Source organism: Bartonella sp. AA56HLJMS, assembly GCF_042197145.1.
Classification (GTDB): Bacteria; Pseudomonadota; Alphaproteobacteria; order Rhizobiales; family Rhizobiaceae; genus Bartonella.
Genome location: NZ_JBHIRL010000001.1, coordinates 197,622 through 219,203, shown reverse-complemented (window position 1 = coordinate 219,203; position 21,582 = coordinate 197,622). Strand labels below are relative to the sequence as shown.

Here is a 21,582-nt window from a genome sequence, read left to right as displayed (position 1 = left end):
TAGAAAAGTTGGAATTGTATACTGTCTTTTTGGGACAATTTGTTTTTATAGGGGCTATAGCTCAGCTGGGAGAGCGCTTGCATGGCATGCAAGAGGTCAGCGGTTCGATCCCGCTTAGCTCCACCAAAAGGACCAACTGTTCTATCAAGGGAATCAATCATAATAAAAGATGTGTGCATCAATTTAAAAGGTTTATGTGCTATTTAATTATCATTTCAATAGCGCCTGTTCCTTGCATTTTAATGATATTATAATACATTTTTAATCATTTGTTGGATTATAAAATTTACTGTCGCAACCATGAAAGTAGATAATTTTTTTATGCTTTGCACAGAAATAGAAAATGATCTGTTTAACCTGCGCCTTGTCTTAAAGGACAAAATCTGAATTTCCTTTACCACAATATTTCCACAAATATCATAATATGTTGGTTACTGGTATCTTTTTAAAAGATATGAAGTACTTAAACAAAGATTAGAGAATAAAATATTAAAATATACTTCTCAATTATTGCGAATCAGAACTTTTTTCGAGTATTTTTAGCCTGATCAGATGTTCTGCCAATTAAAAAATACCCACCTTGAGTAGCGTATACCTGCTCAATACTAAGGTATATTAACGCTTAAATAATATATTGAATCAATTATTTTTTTTCCTTGCACGTCACAAACAAGGTCGAGGTGTGAGAGCAAAGTGGTGCCATCATTATATGTGCTAATTCCCAATGTTACCGATAATTCTTACATTTGAAAATGTATGTTCATAAAAAAATATTTTTAGTCTTTTCTTTCACAGTTTTTATCCACATACCCATTGTGCTTATTATCTGCAAGCCAATGGTTTTATTGATTCAACCTCAAGAGATCTGAAACGATAAAACCCTACGCCATTCGAGATTCTTACTTTAATATGAATAACGATATATTATCTTTATAAATCAATATGCTTAAACCATTTAAGAAAAAGAATAAAAATGCTTCTCATAAATATTCTCAAATGCAAAAGCTATCACAACATTGGAGACTGACTTGTTACTTCATAGGCGTTACAAATCTTTCTCTGAATATTCCCTACCCTGAATATTCATTGTGTGTAAAGTTGCATATACCTTATCATCCTATAAACGGGAGTGTTTTTACAATACAATAAGATAACTTTTTTCAATTAAGATGGACTGGATGGACGAATATGTTTTATTTCATACAATACTAAATACACCTAGTTCTTTTGAAGACTGTAGCGCCCTCTTTATACAAAATAACGTTTTTTCGTTTAATGCATTTCTCGTTTTTTTATATTGAATATTTTACCCTTTTTATGATGCCCGAATTGCATTTGTTTTAATTGCTATTTTATACGCTTAACAAAGAAAATATTCATATAATAATCAGCCAGTAATACGCATAATGAAAATAAAAAATGATATTATATTTTAAAATTTTTCTTCAATAAGCGCTGGCACTTAGCCTAATGCGAAATGCCAGCGCTAAATAGAAGATAGTTTCTATTATAAATTTTTTTAACAAAGGAGGTAAAAATGTCGAGAGTATCTTCAAATATATTGTGTATTGCAAAAACTTTCTGTTGCTTGAGTTTATTCTAAAAAATAACAATTTATTTCATTGAACGATCGGAAAAACGGCACTATTTTATCATATCATGCGGAATTTTGCTTTCGAATAATTCTATCCCATCAATTCCCTGATTAAGATTTTCAAAAATCTTCCCTAATGCCATCCACATCTTTTTAATTGCTGTTCATAGAGCCTCGATATCCTTGCCATGCGCTGTGCTGTCTGTGAAAGCGCAGCACTGACATGCCCACCACTACGTGCATAAGCACCATGCCCCATATGATAATTTAAATAAAGGCTATATGCATCATCAAACCTCACCCCATTGCGTTGAACACTTTGGCGATGATACCAAGCAACAAAATCAGCAGCATCTGCGAAATTCGTACGCCATGCAAAAGACTTTCCTGTAGAGCGAAGATACATTGCCCATGTACTATCAAGCGCTTGAGCATAACCATAAGCTGTCGACCGACGCTTCCATGGAATAAAACCAAGTAGTTTTTTGCGTGGAGGACGTGCATTGTGACGAAAGCTCGATTCCATCTTAATGGTTGCAAGAATAATAGGCATAGGAATTCCATAGCGCATTTCCGCTCTTTGAGACACCTTACCCCAATTGTCAAAAAAACCATTTTTTTGTGCTAAAATAGCACAAGCATTATTTGTGTGGATGGGAGTGGTTGTTGCGCATCCCTCTAGCAAAAACACCAGTGCCCCTAAAAACAAAAGGTGTCGCATATTCCTATTCCTCTCGTTTAAGAAATAAAACAAGATAGAGATACTAAAAAATGATTACCAATCAATAAAGAACATGATCTAACTTGTAATATTTAAGAAGCTTGCTTTGCTTTATTCCTCATCAGCAAAACGCAATGTTTGCGACTGAGCCAATGTTGTCATTTTTGTTGGTTCAGAGTAATTTTCTTTTAATTCGACAGTTTCAATGCGATTTGCCCGTTTCATGATTTTGGAAGACGATATCAAAATTCCCTCTATATCTTCACTTGCTTTATGAAAGTGCTTCTGTAGTGCGCGAACACGCGTATCCATTCGTCCAAAATCTTCCATCAATTTTGCTACTTCTGATTGAATTAAATGCGCTTGTTCACGCATCCGCGCATCTTTCATAATGGTTTGTACCACTTGGACAGAGAGCATCAACAAAGATGGTGAAACAATAATCACATGGGCTCTATTGGATTTTTGTACCAATGCCTCAAAATCCTCATAAATTGTTGCGAAAATCGATTCAGATGGCACAAAAAGGAAAGCAGTGTCATGGGTTTCTCCAGGAATCAAATATTTTTGTGCAATATCACGAATATGAACTTCCATATCGGTACGAAATTGGCGTTCTGCCTCTTGACGCTCTTGCGCTGATTCTGCCTTACGCATAGCATTCCAAGCTTCCAGAGGAAATTTAGCATCAACAACAAGAGAAGGAGCTTTATTGGGCATATGAATGAGACAATCTGGGCGCTTTCCATTGGAAAGAACAGCCTGAAAAGCATAAGCGTTTGTTGGTAAGGCATCGGCAATAATTGCTTCCATCCGCCCTTGACCGAAAGTACCACGCGTCTGCTTATTACTTAAAATGGACTGCAACTGAACAACTTGTCCCGTAAGCGATTGAATATTATTTTGTGCTGCATCAATCACTGCTAAACGCTCTTGCAAACGATTCAAATTTTCATAAGTGGATTTGGTTTGTACCTGAAGTGTTTGGCCTAAGCTTGTTGTCATCCCATTGAGTTGCTCACTGAGTGATTTATTCAATTCAGCCTGCCGTTGACCAAAAATTTCCGCCATCGTTTGCATTCGTCCTTGCATTTCAGCTTGTGTTTTCAGCAAGGTAGCCATCTGCATTTGTGCCTCACGTGCGCGTTCAGCAATTTCATTTTCCAAAAATGCTTTTTTTCGATAAGAATGTATCAACATAAAAAATGCCAAACAGACAAGTATAAATAAAAGCAAAAGCATTAGTTTAGAAAAAAAATCACCAACAAGTATGGAAAAAAACGAATCAAACATAAATTGTAATATAACGCTCTTATTGTAAAAAAACGCAAGAATCCGTTATTCAATATTGACCAATAACAAACCATTGATTAATCTCTACTTATGCCAATGAGATCTTTAGTTACTTTACCTGATCCGATTTTACGGGAAGTGTCCAAACCTGTTGAGCAGGTCGATTCAGCTCTCCAAAAACTTGCGGATGACATGTTGGAAACCATGTATAATGCTAAAGGCGTTGGTCTTGCTGCTATTCAAATTGGTATACCGCTACGTATGTTGGTTATAGATGTCTCTGGAAATTCTGAAGATGAGCAGAAAAAACCACTTGTTATTATCAACCCTGAAATTTTATGGCTTTCAGATGAGCGTAATATTTACAAAGAAGGCTGTCTTTCTATTCCTGATTATTTTGCAGAGGTTGAACGTCCTAAACGCCTTCGTGTTCGCTATCAGAACCGTGAAGGAAAACAAACAGAAATTGAAGCAGACGATCTCTTAGCAACTTGCTTACAGCATGAAATTGATCATTTAGATGGGCGCCTTTTTATTGATTACATTTCAAAGATCAAACGCGATATGGTGATACGAAAATTTAAAAAACGTGCAAAAGAAAAAAACATGCAGGAAGCAGTTTTGTAATGGCTTTACGATTAAGTTTTATGGGAACACCAGATTTTGCTGTTCCTATTTTACATGCTTTATTGGATGCAGGTCATGATGTTGTTGCTGTTTATAGTCAACCCCCTCGTCCAGCAGGACGTCGAGGGCTGAAATTAATCCCCTCCGCTGTTCACACCGTAGCAAAAGAAAAATCCATTCCTGTCTTCACGCCTCAAACACTCAAAACAATCGAACAACAGGAGCAATTTGCAGCACTTTCTGTTGATGCTGCTATTGTGGTGGCTTATGGACTCCTTTTACCCAAAGCTATTCTCGAAACGCCACGTTTTGGTTGTTTTAATGCCCACGCTTCACTCTTACCACGTTGGCGTGGTGCTGCGCCTATTCAACGAGCAATTATGGCTGGTGATAAAGAAACAGGTATCATGATCATGAAAATGGATGAAGGACTTGATACGGGGCCTATCGCTCTTTCTCGCTCCATCCCCATTACTGATAACACCACCACTGCTGAGCTTTCAAACAGACTTTCACATATTGGCGCAGAACTTATGGTAGAGACTTTATCCACTCTTGAAAAAGGACAACTTAAACTGACCCCACAATCAGAAGAAGGCATCACCTATGCCGCCAAAATTAGAAAAGAAGAGACCCGCATTGATTGGACAAAACCTGCAGAGTTTATTCATAGGCATATTCGCGCGCTCTCTCCCTCTCCTAGTTGCTGGTGCAATATGAATATCGGTGGACGAGAAGAACGTGTAAAAATTCTTGATAGTCGTTTAACAACAGGTCCTTCTCTTGAAATTGGACGGATAGAACCAGATTCTTTGATTATCCATTGTGGGCAAGGACGGATAGAAATAACCTCTCTCCAAAGATCTGGCGGTAAAATTCTTGAGTGCGCAACCTTTTTGCGAGGTGCTCATATTTCTGCTGTTTTTTAAGATGCCACGTTTTAAACTCACTCTTGAATATGATGGTTCAAATTATGCTGGTTGGCAGCGTCAAGCAAAACTTCACACGATACAAGGAGCTCTTGAACAAGCAATTTTTTGCTTTAGTGGACAACAATTGACCATAACAACAGCAGGAAGAACCGATGCGGGCGTACATGCTACGGGACAAGTTGCGCATGTTGATTTTGAAAAAAACTGGCTCTCCCATACTGTGCGTGACGCGCTCAATGCTCTTTTACGTAAACAGGGAGAGGCGATTTCAATCTTAAATGTAGAAAATGTCCCTGATGACTTTGATGCACGATTTTCCGCTGTAAAACGCCATTATCTTTTTAAAATACTTAATCGTCGCTCTCCACCAGCTTTAAATGCCAAACGCGTGTGGTGGATACCAAAACCTCTTCATGCTGAAGCCATGCATGAAGCTGCGCAAAAGCTTGTAGGACAACATGATTTTACAACTTTCCGTTCAGCACATTGCCAAGCCAAAAGCCCTATTCGCACCCTTGAACGTCTCGATATTCAAAGAGAAGGTGAAGAAATTTTCCTTTATGCACAAGCTCGTTCTTTTCTTCATCATCAAATCCGTTCATTCGCAGGAAGCCTCATGGAAGTGGGTATTGGACGTTGGACAGCTCAAGATCTCGAAACAGCTCTTCATGCTAAAGATCGTAAACGTTGTGGTGTTGTTGCCCCCCCCTCAGGACTTTATTTAACCAAAGTAGAGTATTAATGATCCTTCAAGAGTGAGCATCTGAAAAGTCGTTAAGGCAATTTATAAAAAGAACGAATTTCTTCAAAAGCTTCTGCTGCTGTATTAACAAATTTCACAAAATTAATATCAGTAGGAGAAATTGTGCCTTGTGCAGACAGATACTCAAAATTGACAGTATTGCTCCAAAATTCTTTGCCAAACAATAAAATCGGTACCTGTTTCATACGCCCCGTCTGTACTAAAGTTAATGTCTCAAACAGTTCATCCAGAGTCCCAAATCCTCCTGGAAAAATGGCTAGGGCTTTCGCTCGTACTAAAAAATGCATTTTGCGCATCCCCAAATAATGAAAATTGAAACATAAATGCGGCGACACATACGAATTAGGCTCTTGCTCATGTGGTAAAATAATATTCAAGCCAATCGTTGGGGCACCAACATCACAAGCACCACGATTTCCCGCCTCCATGATTCCTGGTCCGCCCCCCGTAACAACCACAAATTCACGATATTGTGTCGTAGCAGAATAGAGTGAGCACAAACGCGCAAACTCTCTTGCTTCATCGTAATAATGTGACATAGCATGCAAATTTTTCTTTTGTATTTCATTTTTTGCAGCCCACGCTGCTTGCCCAGGTTCAGGAATACGCGCACCACCAAACAAAACAACTGTTGATTGAATATCATATTCTTTAAGGGTTATTTCCGGCTTTAAAAATTCAAGACTAATACGTTGTGAACGCAGCTCTGGACGCATCATAAAATCTTGATCGATATAGGCTAAACGATAAGTAGACGAACGCACCTGTGCTGAATTAGAGACTTTATGGATCTGTTGTAGAGCATCCTTCGTATGGAGAAGTGGCGTCCAGTTTTCTTGCTCCCTTTTTCTTTTTTCTTTACAGCTTTTTTTCATGCACCTGTCCTACTTCCTCATCGTTTTATTGACTGAACACATTTCTTCGCGTAGTTCATAGAGAATAAATCTTGAAGCTTTCAACTTGTTTAACGGAACTCTCGTCATGACCCATATCACACAACTTGAAATTATTATCGAACAAGCTTTTGACGATCGCGATTCTATCGATACTACCACAAAAGGCGAAATACGTGAGAGTGTTGAACATGCATTGAACCTTCTTGATAAAGGTGAAATCCGTGTTGCAGAACGACAAAAAAATGGACAATGGCATGTTCATCAATGGTTGAAAAAAGCGGTTTTACTCTCTTTTCGGCTTAATCCTATGCAAATTATTACTGGTGGAATCAATGGGACACATTGGTGGGATAAAGTTCCTTCAAAATTCTCTGGTTGGCAAGAGGCAGATTTTAAAAGTGCTGATTTCCGTTCCGTTCCTGGAGCCATTGTACGTCATTCTGCTTACATTGCACCCAATGTTATATTGATGCCATCCTTTGTCAATCTTGGTGCTTTTATCGATGAGGGCACAATGGTTGATACATGGACCACCGTTGGTTCTTGTGCACAAATTGGTAAACATGTCCATCTTTCTGGCGGTGTTGGTATTGGAGGTGTTTTAGAACCACTGCAAGCAAATCCAACAATCATTGAAGATCATTGCTTTATCGGTGCTCGCTCTGAAATTGTTGAAGGCTGTATTATCCGTGAAGGTGCTGTTTTGGGAATGGGAGTCTTTATTGGAAAATCAACAAAGATTATTGACCGTACAACAGGTGAAATTTTTATTGGTGAAGTACCAGCCTATTCAGTGGTTGTACCAGGTTCTCTCCCCGGAAAACCTTTACCAAATGGTGAAGCAGGCCCAAACCTTTATTGTGCTGTTATTGTAAAACGCGTTGATCAAAAAACACGAGAAAAAACATCTATTAATGATCTTTTACGTTCTTAGACACAAGATTAATTCATAATAATATTTCATCGTTTTTTAACTTGAATAATAACCTCGAATACAAGGATTCTCTCATTTCAAATCCTTTCATAGTGAATCAATCACTATCATTTCCTTGCTCGTTACAAACACAGTTGGTATGTGGGTAAGAAACACTTCAAGAAAAGAGTGAAATACCTTTAATGAATTCTCTCAAGTGATAAGGACTGTCATAATATTTTGAGCTGAAAAAGAGTATGATAGGTGCGCTTTGCACCTTTCTGACGCGTAAAAGCGGTAATGCCAAATGGATTTTATATCATTCACAGTGTATTTTACGTTATATTTTTCATAGCCCCCGTTGTGAAATGGAGTTTGATGTATTGAGTGATGATTTACGAAAACGAGCACGCCAATATGCAACATAAATGTATTTTGTTTAAAGCATTCTGTTTTACGTGAGAAAGTGATACCATTATGCAATACACAAGAACATGAAGCACGACGCAATTCTATTTAAAAGTGTTCTTTAAACACCTGAACCAATCGACAAAAGCAAAAGCGCAATCAATGAGAGAAAATACCCCTTTTTTCATTATTTGTTCATTTTGAGCGCTTGAATAAATGCCGATTGTGGAATTTCTACTTTTCCAAATTGGCGCATCCGCTTTTTGCCTTCTTTTTGCTTTTCCAAAAGTTTGCGCTTACGCGTAACATCACCCCCGTAACATTTCGCTGTTACATCTTTACGCAAAGCACGAATCGTTTCGCGCGCTATAACTTTACCACCAATAGCCGCTTGAACTGGAATCTGAAACATATGCTGAGGAATAAGATCTTTCAGTTTTTCGCACATTGAACGCCCGCGCTTTTCTGCAATCGTGCGGTGAACAAGCATCGATAATGCATCAATAGGCTCTCCATTCACCAAAATAGACATTTTAACTAAATCACCTTCTGCATAATCTGTCATTTGATAATCAAAAGAAGCATAACCCTTTGAAATCGATTTTAGCCGATCATAAAAATCAAAAACAACTTCATTCAGTGGTAAATCATACGTTACCATAGCACGGGTTCCAACATAGGATAACCCAACCTGTACCCCGCGCCGCTCTTGGCATAGCTCTAAAATTGACCCAAGATAATTATCAGGAGTCATGATTGTCGCTCGAATCCATGGTTCTTCTATGGAAGAAATTTTAACCACATCAGGCATATCCGCTGGATTATGTAACTCTTTAACAGAACCATCATTCATATTCATGCGATAAACAACTGAAGGTGCTGTCGCAATTAAATCCAAATTAAACTCACGCTCTAATCGCTCTTGAATAATTTCAAGATGCAGAAGTCCTAAAAAGCCACAGCGAAAACCAAACCCCAAAGCCGCAGATGTTTCCATTTCAAAAGAAAAACTCGCATCATTTAAGCGTAATTTGCCCATGGCTGCACGCAAATCATCAAAATCAGCAGCATCAATTGGAAAAAGCCCACAAAAAACAACCGGTTGCGCAGGCTTAAAACCAGGTAAAGCATTTTCACAAGGACGGCGCTCTTCAGTAATCGTATCCCCAACCCGTGTATCTGCTACCTCTTTGATAGAAGCAGTGATAAAACCAATCTCGCCTGGTCCTAACTCATCAACCTGTACCATTTTAGGTGTAAAAACCCCAACGCGCTCAACTGGATATTTTGCACCTGTACCCATCATACGAATGGTTTGGCCTTTTTTTAAAATACCATCTATCACCCGTACCAAAACAATAACACCAAGATATGCGTCATACCAGCTATCAACCAACATTGCTTTCAAGGGATTTGCAACATCGCCTGTATGTGGAGGTGGTAATTGTGCAACAATTGCCTCCAGAACATCAGGAACACCCAAACCTGTTTTTGCTGATATTTCTACTGCTTGAGATGTATCAATGCCTATAACATCTTCAATTTGTTCTTTAACACGCTCAGGTTCTGCTGCTGGAAGATCAACTTTATTGAGAACAACAACCAACTCATGGGAATTATCAATGGCTTGATAAACATTTGCTAACGTCTGCGCCTCTACGCCTTGGCTTGCATCCACCACCAACAGAGAACCTTCACAAGCTGCCAGTGAACGCGAAACCTCATAAGCAAAATCCACATGACCTGGTGTATCCATAAGATTTAAAATATAGGTTTCACCATTCTTTGCCTTATAGTGTAAACGTACCGTCTGTGCTTTAATAGTAATTCCACGTTCACGCTCAATATCCATGGAATCGAGTACTTGTTCTTTCATCTCACGTGTATCAAGCCCACCTGTTATTTGAATCAAACGATCAGCTAAAGTGGATTTGCCGTGATCAATATGCGCCACTATGGAAAAATTACGAATATAATTACGATCTATTGTCATATAAGGCGATTTAGCAAAGAATAATACAAAACGCAAAGACCAATTATGCTCCAGCTCCTTACAAAAGAATATAAACCTAAAAAGCCTCTCAAAACACAACTTTTTATAGCCTAAAAAATGAGGCTTTTATTTGCTAAATTAAATCCAAGGCTGCTAAAATGATCTTTTCGCATCTTATTTGATAACTCATATGCTGTAGTAAGCTGGCACCATCACACACTTTGCCAATCTTCAATATTGCGACGATCCTTTACATTTGAAAAATTTTATAAGAGATATGCTTTTCTTTTACAGTTTTTACCCACATGTCCCCACCCACTCACTTGTGACGTGTAAGAAAGTGATTTGGATTGATTTAACATGAAAATGATTTGACGTGAAAAAATTTTACGGTATTCAGGGTCATAATTGAATGTGAGTAATGCTGTATTATAATTATAAATCAATGTATTATCATATTTATATGATGGGCGTGTATATCACTTAGGCTTGCAATAAAATTCGCAAGAAATGCTTTTTTATTTGTACGCAATAATCTGCTTTTTTAGCAGTCTTATATACAATAATATGAATATCGAGGGTGTTTCTTCTCAATTTTTAAAACTTTAGAAATGTGCTCTATTGAGTGATGTTTTATATACTTTTTATACAACTCCTTCCTTCTTCTATTAAAGATAAAACACACCAATCCTCTTCGATTCATTGGATAACGCATTGATTTATAATGATCGTTTATTGTTTTGCAATTTAAATGAAAACTCTGAATATCGCGAGCCTCTCTCATTTTAAATCTTCTCATTAAATCTTCTCATAATGAATCAATAAATTTTTTGCTTCCCCATTATAAAACAGAGCTAGTGTATGGATAAAAACGTTTAAGAAATGAGTCAAAATGCCTCTCTCTTTCAAATGACAAAGGCTATCGTAATATTGAGAACAGATAAAGAAAATGCTAGTGCCTTTTATTTTAAGTAAAATGATGATGTTCTGTGGTTTTTCTATACTTCATGCAGACCGTCAATGAATATGATGTATATTGAGAAAACTATCTTTAAAAAAACGCTTTAATGTACAACGTTATGGGCGGTACTGTGGGCGTTCTATTTTGCGTGAGAAGCGTAACTCTATTAAAGGACAAAAGAAACAACGTGCGACAGTGCGTAATTTTCATTATTCAAAAACACTACCGTAGATGTTTTTGAAAGTTGTTAAAGCCGAATTTAAAAATGATCGTAAAGATGAGCGTTAATTTTTAACTTTATATCACCTCATGTTTTGGCTCAATGAAGATTGTCTGCCCAGTTTAGAAATTAGACAAACAGATAGAAGTATACTATTTCTCCAATTTGGTATGCAAAAACTGGAATAATTTATAGAACTTCTTAATCATCTTAATATTAAAAAAGCTCCAAAAAGGAAAACTCTACAAGCAAAAATCTCATGCAATAAAATCATAATAAAAAAATGTATAGCTAATCAATTTTTTTAATTGCTTTATTTTTTTTACGCCATTGTGAAGGTTGTAATTCAGCCACAATGATCCCAATCAGAATAAGCAAACCGCCCAATAAAGCTAAGGGAGATAAATGTTCTCCAGCCAAACGCCCAACAATACCAGCCCATACCGGTTCACCTGCGTAAATGAGTGTCGCACGCGTAGGGGAAATAGACTTTTGTGCCCAATTCATAGCTAATTGAATGATGGCACTCATTAATGCCAATCCTATACCAATATTAAACCAAACCCACGAAAATTCAGGAATGCTTTCTCCCATCAAAGGCATACAAGCAAATGAAAAAAAACCACTAAAAAATAACTGAATAATGGTTACACGCCGACTATCAACCTTGTTCGCAAAAATTCCGATGAGTATGACTTCTCCAGCAATCGCTAAAGCGCCTAACAAAGTTAAAATTTCGCCTTTTGAAAAATCAAAATTTCCCGGCTTTTGTCCTGAAATAAATACAAGCCCAATAAAAGCGAAAATAATGCCAATCCAACAAGCTAAACGGGGAGGTTTTTTAAAAACAATCCATTGCAAGATTGGAACCATCGGTACATAAAGCGCTGTGATAAAAGCTGACTGACTACTAATAATTGTTTGAAGTCCAGCTGCTTGAAAAGCATAACCAAAAAACATGGCTAAACCTATTGCCATCCCAGCGAAAACTTCATAAACAGTTATACCTTTTATAGAGCGCCAAAAAATTACCCCACATATAAGAGATGCAACAATAAAACGAAATCCAACAAAAAACAGAGGACCACTATAGCGTACCGCAATGTGAATGACTAAAAATGTAATGCCCCACAATATTGTCGCAGTAAATATTGCCAATTCTGGCTTACTTAATAAAGGATATTTAAACTGTTTTAGATTCACCATGAAAAACTTTCTCTTCCAATTTTCCCCACAATTTATGAAACAATAAGCGTTCCAACTCCCTGTTCGGTAAACAGCTCTAGTAAAACAGAATGAGGAGTTTTACCATTTAAAATGACAACACCTTCCACACCATTTTGAAGGGCTTTTATGCAAGTCTCTACTTTTGGAATCATGCCTCCTGAAATTGTCCCATTTTTAATAAATTTCTCAGCTTCAGAAACTGTCAATTCTTTTAAAAGTTTACCTTGTTTATCCAAAACACCAGGAACATCAGTGAGAAATAAAAGGCGTTTAGCCTCTAATGCACCAGCAATAGCTCCAGCAAAAATATCAGCATTGATATTATAAGTTTTACCATCGCGTCCTGGAGCTACAGGAGCAAGAACTGGTATCATTTCAGAAGATGCTAAAAGATCTAGCAATGTGCGGTCAACTTCAACAGGCTCACCAACAAACCCCAAATCTAAAACACGTTCAATATGCGAATCAGGATCAATGACAGTTTTATAAGCCTTTTCGGCAAAAACCATATTGCCATCCTTGCCGCATAATCCTATTGCCCATTCACCCTCAGCATTGATGAGAGCAACAATTTCTTTATTTATGGAACCCGCTAAAACCATTTCAACCACTTCAACGATCCGCTCATCGGTTACCCGTAGTCCGTTTTCAAATCGTGATTCAATCCCCATTTTCATTAAAATTTCAGCAATTTGAGGCCCACCACCATGAACAACAACAGGATTGATCCCCGATTGCTTTAATAGAGCAATATCACGCGCAAATGCTCGCCCCAAAGCAGGATCACCCATAGCATGGCCGCCATATTTTACCACGACCGTTTCATTTTCATATTTTTGCATATAAGGTAAAGCAGACGATAAAAATGCTGCTTGTTTTTCCAAAACATCTACATCACCGTTTTTAGCATCATCCATCAATAGAGCCTCCTCATCACTTTTTACCATCTCTTAATGAAATTTAGGAAAAGTGAAAACAATAAAACCAAACTTTACTCTATCCACCCCCTCCCCTGAAAATCGTCAATTTTCCTCTAAATTACGAAAAAGGAATAGCAAAATGAAATACAAAAAACTTCCTTTAAAAATTGACAGCGAAAAATTAAACAAAATAGACGTAAAAAAATGTCATTATTTTATGATCTTATATATAAAATTGAAAAGCAAAATTTTGAAGCTAAGCCGTACATTCAACTCATTAGTTTATCCCTATGGATACTTAACAATGAATAGGAATATATACAACCATTGATTTTGTAAGATAAAAATAAAGTTTCTTATAATAATAAAATTAACATATTCCCAAGATAAGAAATCACTCAACTGCTTTATAGCTTATCCCAATAAACTATAACTTTGGTTTTAAAAATTTGACTTTTTCTCAATCATTAAACATGAGGAAATGTCAATTGAACGCTCCTCATGGAGAATCATAATAAGTTGATTTATAATCATAATTTATCTTTTTATATCGTAAAATCGAAAAAAGGCTTTGCAAAATTATCATATATTGTGACTTTATTTCGATAACTCTTCAGAAGCATCTTCGTAAAAGCATTTAATTGTTTAGATTACTCTCTTCGTAAGGTTTTATAAAACTTCTCGTTTTTCATGATCGGTCATTAAGTTTTTCTTTCTGCATAGCGATACATGCTTGAATTATTCAATGTTTTGTAGAATTTTTAATTCTTTTAATTATGTTATTTTATGAAAAAAGATTCATTTCGTAAATTTCTCTTTCCATATCACCAATCAATTTCAACAATATATCGTGCTGTTTTCTAAGCATATTGTGCTATTTTTTATTGTATTTATTTTTTCTTTTTAAAGGTAACTTCCTCTATCTTCCCACCAACTTTTTATTATGCCAATAAATTCAATTAAGTGAATTCCATCGAATCTGTTTCCCCACAAGAGAGATATATCGAAAAGTGTTTTGTTATGTCTTCTTTAGCATTCAACACACATTATCTCATTCCACAATTTCTTTGGAACAAAATAAACTTGATTATAGCGTTTTTATTATCTGGAAAAACTATTTATGACATCAGAAATACAAAACTAAATCCGCATCTAAAAAGACATGATTACTGCTAAAAGCTAAGATGAGGCATGTAAAAGCTATTCCGAACAAAATAACCCTTATTTTAAAGGAAGCAGTGATTAAAACTATGAAAAATGCCAAAAATAAAATCGGTTATAAGAAGTTGATACTTTATTTGAAAAAGATGGATTGCCTAACAGCTTATTTAGCGTTTCTTGGCAAGCCGCTACCTATTTTATAGTTTTATTATAGAGCCTTTAAAAAGAAATTTTGAGTGAAAAAATAAACACCAAAAATACTGAATGCATAAAGGCAGTTATCATGACACTGGCAATATTTATTATCAATCACTCAATTGCGTTCTTATATGGATAAGCCCTTTTTAAAATGTCATAGACACTCAAAAATAAGACTTATCCATAAAACTCATGAAATATAAAAACTATCAGCAGCAGGAGTTTATCCTAAATTAGCTGTCTCTCTCTTTTCTTTTCAAGAAAAAATGCTTTTCAAAGATAATGAGACAATAGAAAGCTTAATGAAAATAACTTTCCCACAGTTCTCTCTAATTATTCTGAGAACATTCACATAATTTTAACCAGAAATATTTTCAAAAAATTCTTTCATACGTGAAAAAAAACCATGTGATTGCGGTGAATTTTCATGATTTGAGAGTTTCTCAAATTTTTGCAACAATTCACGTTGTTCCTGCGTTAATTTCTGCGGTGTCTCAATCGTGATATGGATGTAAAGATCACCCCTTGCTTGCTGACGGCGCAACATGGGCATACCTTTGCCTCTAAGGCGGAATTGACGTCCATTTTGTGTCCCTTCTGGAATCTTAACGCGTGCTTTAACACCATCAAGGTCGGAAACTTCAAACTCTCCTCCTAAAGCAGCTGTTACCATTGAAATAGGAACGCGACAGTGAAGATCTGCTCCTTCTCGCTGAAAAAACTCATGCGGTTTAATGGAAAGGAAAATATAAAGATCACCATTGGGGCCACCACGAATACCAGCATCACCCTCACCAGAAAGGCGAATACGCGTTCCATCTTCAATACCAGCTGGAACATTTACGCTTAATGAACGTTTTTTCTCTATACGCCGTGTCCCCTGACATTTGGGGCATGGATCCGTAATAGTTTCACCACGTCCATGACATGTAGGACATGTCCGCTCAATAGAAAAGAACCCCTGTGCAGCACGCACACGACCAGATCCATGACATGTTCCACAAACTTGCGGCTTAGAGCCTTTTCTTGCTCCTGATCCTTCACAAACATCACACGGAACGGAACTGGGAATATTAATTTCTGCAGTTTTTCCTGAAAATGCCTCTTCTAAAGTCACTTCCATATTATAACTCAAATCTGCGCCACGTTCGCGACTATCACCACGCTTACGGTGTGTCCCTCCCATAATCTCACCAAAAAAGTCTTCGAAAATATCCGCAAATCCACCACCAGCAGCAAAACCACCAAAGGGATTTGCTCCCCCTTGACCACCGCTATTTTCAAAGGCCGCATGGCCAAATCGATCATAAGCAGCACGCTTCTGGGGATCTTTAAGAACTTCATAGGCTTCCCCAATTTCTTTGAATTTTCGCTCTGCCTCTTTATCCCCCGCGTTGCGATCAGGATGATATTGCATTGCCAACTTACGAAAAGCAGATTTCAACTTTTTATCATCACATTCGCGAGTCACGCCAAGAATTTCATAATAGTCAACCTTCATCATGTATTCCTGATAATTTTTCTGTCATCCATCTTTATGGATAATATTGCTTTTAATTTATATTTTTAGCAACAAAGTTGCAACTTATCTCAAATAATAAAGCCCAGCCTTATATTTCAAAGGCCGGGTTTATCAATTAATCAACACATATGCTGACACTATTTCTTCTTATCATTAACTTCTTCAAAATCAGCATCAACAACATCATCATTCTTTGCCTCTGTTTCAGTGTCAGCGCTCGCTGCTTGTGAGGCTTCGTACATAGCCTGTCCAAGCTTCATACTGACTTCTGCTAATTTTTGCATCTTTGTTGTTACTTCTTCCGTATCACTGCCTTCAAGCGCAGATTTCAAATCAGATATTGCTGTTTCAATCTGTCCCTTTTCTTCAGCTGATACTTTATCGCCATATTCATTGAGCGACTTTTCAGTTGAATGAATAAGAGCCTCCGCTTGATTTCTAGCTTCAACACCTTCACGGCGTTTTTTATCCTCAGCCGCGTGCTCTTCTGCATCCTTTACCATTTTTTCAATATCAGCATCACTTAAACCACCTGATGCCTGAATACGAATTTGATGCTCTTTACCTGTTCCCTTATCTTTGGCCGAAACATTAACAATACCATTCGCATCAATATCAAAAGTAACTTCAATTTGAGGTATACCACGTGGGGCTGGAGGAATACCAACAAGATCAAATTGAGCCAATAACTTATTATCACTTGCCATTTCCCGTTCACCTTGGAAAACACGAATCGTCACAGCACTCTGGTTATCATCAGCTGTCGAAAAAACTTGCGATTTTTTCGTCGGGATAGTGGTATTGCGCTCAATAAGGCGTGTGAAAACCCCACCCAAGGTTTCAATACCCAAAGATAAAGGTGTTACATCTAGCAACAATACATCTTTGACATCGCCTTGCAATACACCTCCTTGGATGGCAGCACCCATTGCGACCACTTCATCAGGATTAACGCCTTTGTGGGGATCCTTGCCAAAAAAGCTCTGCACAACTTGCTGAATCTTGGGCATACGTGTCATACCACCCACTAAAACAACTTCGTCAATTTCACCAGCCTTTAATCCAGCATCTTTCAACGCAGCTTTACAAGGTTCAATGGTACGCTGCACTAAATCATCAACCAGAGATTCAAATTTTGCCCGAGTCAATTTCATTGTTAAGTGCTTGGGACCGGATTGATCTGCCGTGATAAATGGTAAATTGATTTCTGTTTGCTGTGACGAAGAAAGCTCAATTTTTGCTTTTTCTGCCGCTTCTTTTAAGCGCTGTAAAGCGAGTTTATCATTTTTCAGATCAATTCCTTGTTCTTTTTTGAATTCATCGGCAAAATAACCGACCAAGCGCATGTCAAAGTCTTCACCCCCTAAAAACGTATCCCCATTGGTTGACTTAACTTCAAAAACGCCATCTCCAATTTCAAGGACTGAAATATCAAATGTACCACCACCAAGATCGTAAACTGCTATTGTTTTTCCGTCCTTTTTGTCCAAACCATAAGCTAAAGCAGCAGCAGTTGGCTCATTAATAATCCGTAAAACTTCAAGTCCAGCAATTTTACCTGCGTCTTTCGTGGCTTGACGTTGCGCATCATTAAAATAAGCAGGAACCGTAATAACGGCTTGTTCAACTTTTTCACCAAGATAAGATTCTGCTGTTTCCTTCATCTTTTGCAAAATCATAGCTGAAATTTGTGACGGAGAATATTTCTTTCCCGCCTCTTCAACCCATGCATCACCATTGTCACCTTTAACAATTTTATAAGGAACAAGCGCTTTATCTTTTTCAACCATAGGGTCATCAAAACGGCGCCCTATCAAACGTTTAACTGCAAAAACTGTCCCTTCAGGATTTGTCACCGCCTGCCGTTTAGCAGGCTGCCCAACAAGCCGCTCCCCCCCATCAGTAAAGGCAACAACGGAAGGTGTTGTTCGCGCTCCTTCTGAGTTTTCAATAACTTTTGCGTTTTTGCCATCCATAACAGCCACACAAGAGTTCGTTGTCCCCAAATCAATACCAATTACTTTTGCCATATTATAATCTCCATTCAGCAAGCTACCTCAACCTTCATAAAGCATCTTTTTAAGATAGCTCCTCATAACACCTAAAGCCCGTATATTGCTTCAAGCAATATAAATAATGATAAACTGCAAGTCGCAACAAGCCTTGCTGCCTCGTATATAAGAACAGGCTTTTATTGCTACAAGAGAATAATGAGAGAAACATCTCTAAAATAAAAAATTTATTTTAAAATAGGCACTCTAATGACCCATAAATACCATATTTATGAGAGACTTGAGAGGATAATATATTTTTCTTGCAATTCTCAAAAAATATATCTTTCTATAAAAATTAAAAAATAAAAGAATGATTGCACTCTCGCTCTTGATCTTCTCATCATTGATAAAATCATACTCACGTAAAAGCTTTTTAAAAGGCGAATAATTTATATCACAAATATTATAAATTTTCCTTGGACTAAAATAGTCATCATATCTAATGCTCATATCAGTAAAGGTATTATCTATCTATCTCCTTTCAAAAATTCTCCTTCTAACGGTCTCATTGTTTGCGGCTATTTGAAATCTGTGCTTTAAATTCACCTAAAGCGTTTTTTCTTAACTGTATAATTTTGAACTTTGAAAATATATAAAAATACCTCTGTATAAACGCTTTAAAATGCCAAGAGCTGTCATAATATTAAAAATTGGTAAAGTGGTTGATGATTGTTCTGTATTATATCTTCATTAAGTAAAACAGTAGTGCATCATAGATTTTATACCATTTGCAAATACTATTTATGAGATGAACACGGAAGCGTTAAGAGGTGTGTTGTCATTGTAAATCTTACTGTCTTCTTTTAAATTTCAAGAATTCTACGATTTTTATATTAAAATCAATTTCATTTTAGCATTTCTTTCTTTTATTTTAAATAAAAGCTCTGCTAAAATAAAAATATTCAAAGTGTGAATCTTATGAAGGAGGGTAAATCAATGATGACATCTATTATTAAGAAAATAACAAATCTCATCTTTAAGAATATAATACATACACAATATCCATACAAAAAGGTTATCATAAATATCGTGTGTGCTCTTCTCTTTGCTGGTATAACCCTGCCAGCAGGTGCTCAGCAATATAAACTTGGCGACATAGAAATTCTCAATCCTTGGACACGCGAAACACCTAGAGGTATAAGAGTTGGTAGCGGTTATCTCTACATTATCAATCACAGTAATACCCCAGACCGTTTGGTTTCTATTTCCACAAACGGAGTAAAAACAACAGAGATACACTCTATGGCTGTCGTTAATGATATTATGAAAATGGAAAAAATGCACAATGGCATTGAAATTCCGGGAAATGGCGAAATCACGCTTAAGCCTGGCGGTGATCATATTATGTTCATGGGGCTTTCACAACCATTTAAGTTAGGTGATAAAATTAGCGCAAAATTAACATTTGAGAAAGCAGGAACCATTGATGTTGATTTCTCTGTAAACGCTATGAAAGTACCATCACCTTCTAAATCCTCTACTGTTCACTAAGCTCCTTTTATTATAAATACACACTTTATAAAATGAAGAAGCGTGAAATTTTTTACGCTTCTTTATTTTTTGTTTTATGCCATCAGTAAAAAATTATCCCCTTTGATGAATTAACTATGGTCAATTTCAGGAATACGTAAAACTTGTCCAGGATAAATTTTATCGGGAGATTTTAGCATTGGCTTATTGGCTTCAAAAATAAATGTGTTTTTATTACCTTGCCCTTTTCCATAAACCTCTTCAGCAATTTTCCAAAGATTATCACCAGATTTAACCTCATAAAAGCGAGAAGTTTTTCTAGGCGTTGTATCTATAACCTTTAATTGATCAACATCTACAGAAGAGATACCTTGTGAATTGCCAACAACCAGCAGTGCTTTTTCAAGTGTTTCCCTATCTGGAACTTCACCGCTTAAAATAGCTTTACCGTCTTCAACTTGAATATTGACTTTTTCTGTACCGAGTTGAAAATGATCAAATGCTTTCTTAAAATCCTTTTCTTTTGGTTCATGGTCCCCAATACCTAACTTTTCCCCTACAGTTTTAATAAAATTAAAAAATCCCATTACGACCTCCTTTCGTGTAGCAGAAACAAATTTTTGTGCATATATTGCCACATTCTTTTCTTTGCTCTTAAAACACATAGGCAGATTTTCTAAACTTCAACAATCAAAACTACATCTGTTCAATTATGAGACAAATACAATAATAAACTTTGTAATAAACCTTGATAAAAAAAGCCTTTATGAAAATTTTCTCTCAAATGAAGGGATCTTAATAGACGTAGAAACATTATAAATTATGAAAGCAAAACAAGATTTTACAGTAATGACAAAAGGTTTTTTACTTTGCTACAATTTGTATCATATTTGTTTTGCAAAAAAAATATGAACTCCCATATAAATAAGTGTGGGTAATTTGCTACCACAGCAATAGAAAGGTCTAAGAAACCATGAAAGATACACCAACAATCACACAAACGATTGTACTTGTTGATGATGATCGCAATATTTTGACATCTTTATCTTTTGCGCTTGAGACAGAAGGATATCGGGTTGAAAGCTATACAGATGGAGCATCTGCACTCAAGGGTCTCACACTTCACCCTCCACACTTAGCTATTTTTGATATTAAAATGCCCCGAATGGATGGGATGGAACTTTTGCGTCGTTTGCGTCAAAAATCTGATCTTCCAGTTATTTTTCTTACCTCTAAAGATGATGAAATTGATGAATTATTTGGTCTCAAAATGGGAGCTGATGATTTTATTACTAAACCTTTCTCCCAACGTCTTCTTATTGAACGCGTGAAAGCTATTTTACGCCGTTCTAATGCACGTAACCAACCGCTTTCTACAGGAACTTCTTCCACCTCTTCTCTCAAACGTGGAGATCTTGTGATGGATCAAGAACGCCACACCTGTACATGGAAAGATAAACCTGTTATTTTAACCGTTACAGAATTTTTGATTCTGCAAACCTTAGCACAAAGACCAGGAGTTGTAAAAAGTCGTGATGCTTTAATGGATGCTGCTTATAGTGATCAAGTCTACGTAGATGATCGCACCATTGATAGTCACATTAAACGTCTGCGTAAAAAGTTTAAACAAGTGGATGATGATTTTGCAATGATTGAAACACTTTATGGTGTAGGTTATCGTTTCCACGAGGTATAAAACTACTTTGTCG

Annotated in this window: 16 protein-coding genes and 1 tRNA gene; 8 read left to right on the top strand and 9 right to left on the bottom strand. The window is 36.7% G+C overall.

Features of this window, described 5'->3' with window-relative positions; all coding sequences use genetic code 11:
- Window positions 1-50 precede the first annotated feature (50 nt).
- Window positions 51-126, top strand: a tRNA-Ala gene (locus tag ACFINI_RS00850).
- A gap of 1,601 nt (window positions 127-1,727) precedes the next feature.
- Here the strand turns inward: ACFINI_RS00850 and ACFINI_RS00845 are convergent.
- Together ACFINI_RS00845 and ACFINI_RS00840 are read right to left on the bottom strand one after the other, a co-directional pair.
- Entirely contained in the window at window positions 1,728-2,315 is a 588-nt protein-coding gene (locus tag ACFINI_RS00845) for a hypothetical protein (RefSeq protein ID WP_375611399.1), read from the bottom strand.
- Window positions 2,316-2,426: 111 nt separating this feature from the next.
- Entirely contained in the window at window positions 2,427-3,608 is a 1,182-nt protein-coding gene (locus ACFINI_RS00840) for a DNA recombination protein RmuC (protein WP_375645400.1), read from the bottom strand.
- Window positions 3,609-3,698: 90 nt separating this feature from the next.
- On the opposite strand from ACFINI_RS00840, the gene def reads away from it, so the two are divergent.
- From def to truA, 3 genes are read left to right on the top strand one after another with little or no spacing between them, the layout of a single operon-like run.
- On the top strand, window positions 3,699-4,235 hold the full coding sequence (gene def / locus ACFINI_RS00835; RefSeq protein WP_375620854.1) for a peptide deformylase: 537 nt from the start codon (window positions 3,699-3,701) through the stop codon (window positions 4,233-4,235).
- The gene (gene fmt, locus ACFINI_RS00830; RefSeq protein ID WP_375645399.1) at window positions 4,235-5,164 is read left to right on the top strand and encodes a methionyl-tRNA formyltransferase; all 930 of its coding nucleotides are present in this window, start codon (window positions 4,235-4,237) and stop codon (window positions 5,162-5,164) included. Before def ends, fmt begins: the two co-directional genes overlap by 1 nt.
- Before the next feature lies 1 nt (window position 5,165).
- Window positions 5,166-5,909 (top strand): tRNA pseudouridine(38-40) synthase TruA, encoded by a 744-nt coding sequence (gene truA / locus ACFINI_RS00825; protein WP_375612809.1) that lies wholly within the window; start codon window positions 5,166-5,168, stop codon window positions 5,907-5,909.
- 32 nt (window positions 5,910-5,941) lie between these two features.
- Here the strand turns inward: truA and ACFINI_RS00820 are convergent, their stop codons facing one another.
- The gene (locus ACFINI_RS00820) at window positions 5,942-6,805 is read right to left on the bottom strand and encodes an LOG family protein (protein ID WP_375611394.1); all 864 of its coding nucleotides are present in this window, start codon (window positions 6,803-6,805) and stop codon (window positions 5,942-5,944) included.
- Between the two features lie 106 nt (window positions 6,806-6,911).
- On the opposite strand from ACFINI_RS00820, the gene dapD reads away from it, so the two are divergent.
- A complete protein-coding gene (dapD, locus tag ACFINI_RS00815) occupies window positions 6,912-7,760 on the top strand; it encodes a 2,3,4,5-tetrahydropyridine-2,6-dicarboxylate N-succinyltransferase (protein ID WP_375611393.1) in 849 nt (282 codons plus the stop codon).
- 574 nt (window positions 7,761-8,334) lie between these two features.
- On the opposite strand, the gene lepA is transcribed toward dapD, so the two are convergent.
- A complete protein-coding gene (gene lepA, locus ACFINI_RS00810) occupies window positions 8,335-10,140 on the bottom strand; it encodes a translation elongation factor 4 (protein ID WP_375611467.1) in 1,806 nt (601 codons plus the stop codon).
- Window positions 10,141-11,176: 1,036 nt separating this feature from the next.
- Between lepA and ACFINI_RS00805 the strand changes: the two genes are divergently transcribed.
- Window positions 11,177-11,332 (top strand): hypothetical protein, encoded by a 156-nt coding sequence (locus tag ACFINI_RS00805; protein WP_375638156.1) that lies wholly within the window; start codon window positions 11,177-11,179, stop codon window positions 11,330-11,332.
- Window positions 11,333-11,612: 280 nt separating this feature from the next.
- Here ACFINI_RS00805 and ACFINI_RS00800 read toward each other — a convergent pair whose 3' ends face one another.
- The 4 genes from ACFINI_RS00800 to dnaK form a co-directional block, all read right to left on the bottom strand.
- A complete protein-coding gene (locus tag ACFINI_RS00800) occupies window positions 11,613-12,527 on the bottom strand; it encodes a DMT family transporter (RefSeq protein WP_375611392.1) in 915 nt (304 codons plus the stop codon).
- A 32-nt stretch (window positions 12,528-12,559) separates the two neighbouring features.
- Complete coding sequence (gene argB / locus ACFINI_RS00795) at window positions 12,560-13,465, bottom strand: acetylglutamate kinase (protein ID WP_375611391.1); 906 nt, start codon at window positions 13,463-13,465, stop codon at window positions 12,560-12,562.
- A 1,720-nt stretch (window positions 13,466-15,185) separates the two neighbouring features.
- Entirely contained in the window at window positions 15,186-16,328 is a 1,143-nt protein-coding gene (gene dnaJ / locus ACFINI_RS00790; RefSeq protein WP_375645452.1) for a molecular chaperone DnaJ, read from the bottom strand.
- A 158-nt stretch (window positions 16,329-16,486) separates the two neighbouring features.
- Window positions 16,487-18,379 carry a molecular chaperone DnaK gene (dnaK, locus tag ACFINI_RS00785; protein WP_273790233.1) on the bottom strand — a complete coding sequence of 631 codons (1,893 nt, stop codon included), beginning with the start codon at window positions 18,377-18,379 and terminating at the stop codon, window positions 16,487-16,489.
- Window positions 18,380-19,339: 960 nt separating this feature from the next.
- On the opposite strand from dnaK, the gene ACFINI_RS00780 reads away from it, so the two are divergent.
- Window positions 19,340-19,894 carry a copper chaperone PCu(A)C gene (locus ACFINI_RS00780; RefSeq protein WP_375645398.1) on the top strand — a complete coding sequence of 185 codons (555 nt, stop codon included), beginning with the start codon at window positions 19,340-19,342 and terminating at the stop codon, window positions 19,892-19,894.
- A gap of 110 nt (window positions 19,895-20,004) precedes the next feature.
- Here ACFINI_RS00780 and lysM read toward each other — a convergent pair whose 3' ends face one another.
- Window positions 20,005-20,460, bottom strand: coding sequence for a peptidoglycan-binding protein LysM (lysM, locus tag ACFINI_RS00775; protein WP_375645397.1), 456 nt, complete (start codon window positions 20,458-20,460; stop codon window positions 20,005-20,007).
- Between the two features lie 386 nt (window positions 20,461-20,846).
- On the opposite strand from lysM, the gene ACFINI_RS00770 reads away from it, so the two are divergent.
- The gene (locus ACFINI_RS00770) at window positions 20,847-21,569 is read left to right on the top strand and encodes a response regulator transcription factor (RefSeq protein ID WP_005774392.1); all 723 of its coding nucleotides are present in this window, start codon (window positions 20,847-20,849) and stop codon (window positions 21,567-21,569) included.
- Window positions 21,570-21,582 lie beyond the last annotated feature (13 nt).